Here is a 4433-nt window from a genome sequence, read left to right as displayed (position 1 = left end):
CCACCGGCTCCATCCACACCGTCTGCCAGATGCCGGACGACGACGTGTAGAAGATTCCGCCGGGATCAGGGCGCTGCTTGCCGACGGCCTGGTTGGCCGCGTCGGTCTGGTCATGCACACCGACCACCACCTCCTGCGGCCCGGATCCGGTCAGCGCGTCCGTGACGTCGATACCGAAAGCGTCGAATCCACCCTTGTGGGTCGCGGTCAGCCGACCGTTCACATACACGGTCGCCTCGTAGTCCACGGCCTGAAAATGGAGCAGAAGACGCGCTCCCCGACCAACCTGCCAGACATCTGGAACGGTGAAGGTACGGCGGTACCACATCCGACCGACGGGCCGTTTGATTCCCGACAGCGCGGACTCCACCGGATACGGCACCAGGATCCGCTCGGCCAGATCCCGACCCACCGGCGGTGCTTCGCCCGCCGCATCGGGGCCGGCATCGGCGGCGAACTGCCACACTCCGTTGAGGTTCTGCCAGCGGGCACGGGTGAGCGCTGGCCGCGGATACTCGGGCAACGGATTGCCCGCCGACACCTTGTTCGTCCACGCAGTGGTCAGCGGGGGTGTCTTGGGAGCCCAACCGGCGACCGGGCCGGGCTGGGCCGTTGCCGGCTCGGCGCTGGCCGGTGGGCTCGTTGTCTGGGCTGTCACCAACACGACGAACGCCACCACAGCGGCGACCATTCCGACCCGTCCGCGAGCATCACGTTCACGGCAATCCTGTTCGCGGACCCGCACAGTGCCCCGATCCGCCCGTCATGGGCATACGTCAATGCGGGCGGTGGTGCCACCACACCGCCCACTGCCATCAGTAGTCTTATTCGGCCGGTTATCAGGCTTTTCCCTGATAAGAACTCTCGGTAAATCGGACTAATAGTACTGACGACTACCGCGAAGATCGCGGAATGTGACGGAATCGCGGAATGTGACGGAATCGCCTTTGGCGCGCTAAACCAGCCGTAGCTGGTGGCCCTGGCTCACCCGGCGCGGGCGGGTACCCACCGGACCCGAACGACGCTGGAGCAGTGGCTCACCGAGGACGTCGAGAAACGGTGACGGCCGTGTCGGCGCGACCGCCCCGCCCCGGCGACGGTGGGCCGGATGCGTGAGCACGAGCTGCCCCCGCGCCCGGGTCATGCCGACGAACAGCAGTCGGCGCTCCTCACTGTCCCCGTCGTCGTCCCCGGCACCGGGATCCTGTGCATCGGGATCCTGCGCACCGGTGACCGTTGGCGATGAGACAACTGCCCATCGCAACGGAAGTAGACCGTCCTCGCATCCGATAATGATCACAAGGCCGAATTCCAGGCCTTTGGACGCGTGCAACGTCAGCAGCGATATCCGGTCCGCGCGCGGATCAAGAGTGTCAACCTCCGCGCCGAGTGCGATCTCGGACCGGAACCGCTCCAGATCCTCCCCGCACTCGGTGGCAAGAGGGGTCAGGATGTCGAGCGCATAGCGAATCGCAACCTCGTCCTCGATCATCGACTGAGCTGCGGTCCGCAACCGTGCAAGGACGGATCGCCGCTGCGAGACGTCACCGGTGTGCTCATCGAGGAGCGCCAGCAGGCGCCCGACACCCGGGGCGTCGGCAAACCGATTATGAGAACGTTGCTGGAAGGGAAAACCATGCCGGTCCAGCGCATCCATCACCGGCCGGGCCTGGCGCGCCGTGCGGTAGAGCACCGCGATGTCGGCGAAGGACAACCTGGCCTCGCCGGTCGCGTCCACACCGAGGTCGAGGGCGTGGAAGGACGTGCCTCCCAGCGCCTGTTCGATGGTGCTCACCACGACCGCGGCCTCCTCGGCCTCGCTCGCGGCCCGGTGCAGCAGCGGTCGGGGGCTCTGCGGGTGCTGCCCGACCGCTGTGAGCGTTCGGCCGGGGACGAGCGTCGCCGGTTCGATCAGGCGTACGGCGGCGTCCACGATGGCCGCCGTGGAGCGGTAGTTGCGGGTGAGTGATACCACCTGGGCGTCGGGGAAGTCGTCCCGAAAACGCAGGAAGAAGCCCACATCGGCGCCACGGAAGGAGTAAATGGCCTGGTCCGGGTCGCCGATCGCACACAGGTTCGCATCAACCGCTCCATCAACAGCCCCGTCAACCGACCCCTCAACAGCCCCGTCAACCGACCCCTCAGCCGTGCTCGCACCGGCACGGCGTCCTGTCAACATCGTCAACAGGACGTACTGCAGCTCGTCGACATCCTGGTACTCGTCGACCCAGACGTGGCGCCACCGCGCCCGGAAGGACTCGGCGAGGTCCGGATGTTCCCGCATGGCGATCACCGGCAGCGCGAGGAGGTCGTCGAGGTCCACCAGACCACGTGCGCGCAGGGCCTCGTCGTACCGCTGGGCCAGACCGGCCAGCTCATGACCGGCCAGTTCATGCCCGGCCGTCGCACCGGCGAGCGCGTGTGCCCGTCGGAAGCCGGCCAGCTCGCGCCGGACCCGTTCCAGGTTGCGCGCACCGGTGACCGTCCCGGCCAGCGCGTCCCGCAGGATGTCTGCGCGGGTCGCTTCGTCCGCCACCCGGACGTGCGCGCCGAAGCCGAACAGGTCGTGGCACTCCCGGACGATCCGCAGGCCCAGACCGTGGAAGGTCGTAGCGAGGATGCGGGGCGCCGCCGCGCCGACGAGGGCGTCGAGCCGCTCCCGCAGCTCGGTCGCGGCCCGCCGAGTGAAGGTCACGGCCAGGCATTGTTCGGCCGGCACCCCCTGCTCCCGGACCCGGTGCGCGACCGAATGGACCAACGTCCGGGTCTTGCCGGTACCGGGTCCGGCAATGATCAGCAGTGGCCCCTGGGTGACCGCCGCCGCCACGCGCTGTTCGGCGTCGAGTCCGGCCAGAATCGACGTGCCAATCGGGCTGGTCGGACTGGTCGGACTGGTCGGACTACTCGTCACCGCGCCCGTGTCGGGCGGGCCACAAACCGCCGCAGCCGCAGCCGTGTCTGCAGCCGTGTCTGCCGCCGGTACAACCGAGGGCGCCAGCGCGCTGCGCCCACGGCGGGCGCCTCCCCGTCCGATCCGGGTGCCGGCGGCTGATGAACCCCCGGCGGCTGAACGCACGGCGGCCGACCCCCCGACGGCTTGGCCCGGCGCGGACCTGCCCGCCCCGGTGGCGCCCGCTGCGGGAGCCAGGTCGAACAGCGTGCCCACATCCGAGGTGAGCTCCAACGGGTCGAACAGCCGGATGACCCCGTACTCGCCGTCATAGCCGGCGTCACGGATCACCTCCTCCCGCCGCAACCGTCGGATCGCCTCGACCAGCGCGGACGAACCGACCGCACCGATCGCGTCGAGCGGGACCTCGCCGAGGATTGCCAGCTCCGGGCCGAGCTGGGCGGTGAGCGTTGTGACCTGCGCGGCCACTGCCTTACTCTTCGGCCCGACCCCGAGGATCTCGCCGACGACCTCGGGCAGGGCGACCAGTGACCGCACCTCTCCCGCGGTCGACGGTCGGTGTCCCTCGTCTCGGTCGGCGAGCGCCTCCACCCGGTGCAGCACACCGACCGTCAGTGGGCGCCCGCACTCGGGGCAGCGACCGTCGGCCTCCCGGGTCTGGCTCGGCTCGTATCGGACCCCGCACTTGCGGTGACCGTCAAGGTGGTACTTGCCCTCTTCGGGGAAGAACTCGATGGTGCCGGCGAAGCCGTCCCCGTCGCGCAGCGCCGCACGCATCGCAAAGTAGTCGACGTCGCAGGTGAACGCGGTCGCCTCCCGGCCGAGCATGGGCGGGGAATGCGCGTCGGAATTGCTGACCAGACGGAACCGGTCGAGTCCGGACAAGCGCCAGAACATCGGTGGATCCGCCGACAGGCCCGTTTCCAACGCAAAGATGTTGTCCGCGAGGTCGAGATAGCAGTCCTCGATCGCATCGAAACCGGATTTCGACCCGAGGACGGCGAACCAGGGAGTCCACACGTGGGCCGGCACCAGGTAGCAGCCCTCCCCCGCACCGAGGGTGATCTCCAGCAGATCACGGGAGTCCAACCCCAGGATGGGACGCCCGTCCGCGGCGAGATTACCGATCTTCCCAAGACTCGCGGTGATCCGCCCGGCGGCGTCGGTGTCCGGAGCGTAGAGGAGATGGTGAACCTTGCGGGTCTTGTCCCCCCGCTTGTAGATCGTGGAAATCTCCGTGGACAGCATGAACCGGGTTGCCGTCCGGCACGACGCGGGCAGCGTCCGCATGACGTCAGCCTCAAGGTCGGGGCGCAGCCGGAACAGGCCCGGCTCGGCCGGCACGAGCTTGGTGGCGATCTCCTGTGACCAGGCGGGGTGGGTGAAGTCACCGGTGCCGACCACTGCGATGCCCTTGCGCGCCGCCCACCAGGCCAGATGCTCCAGGTCGCAGTCCCGGCTGCATGCTCTGGAGTACTTGGAGTGGATGTGCAGGTCCGCAAGAAACCGTGAGTTCACAGAC

General features: G+C 68.5%; 2 protein-coding genes. Both read right to left on the bottom strand.

Going from position 1 to position 4433, the window contains the following annotated elements:
- Positions 1–691, bottom strand: a 691-nt coding sequence (locus U9980_RS00585) for a sugar-binding domain-containing protein (protein WP_416210092.1), incomplete at its 3' end; no start/stop codon positions are given.
- 264 nt (positions 692–955) lie between these two features.
- Entirely contained in the window at positions 956–4429 is a 3474-nt protein-coding gene (locus U9980_RS00580) for a UvrD-helicase domain-containing protein (RefSeq protein WP_322766217.1), read from the bottom strand.
- Between the last annotated feature and the right edge of the window lie 4 nt (positions 4430–4433).

Source organism: Protofrankia sp. Cr1, assembly GCF_963555865.1.
Lineage (GTDB): Bacteria > Actinomycetota > Actinomycetes > Frankiales > Frankiaceae > Protofrankia.
Note: the sequence above shows the minus strand (reverse complement) of the source record. Positions and strands in the feature narration are given on the sequence as shown.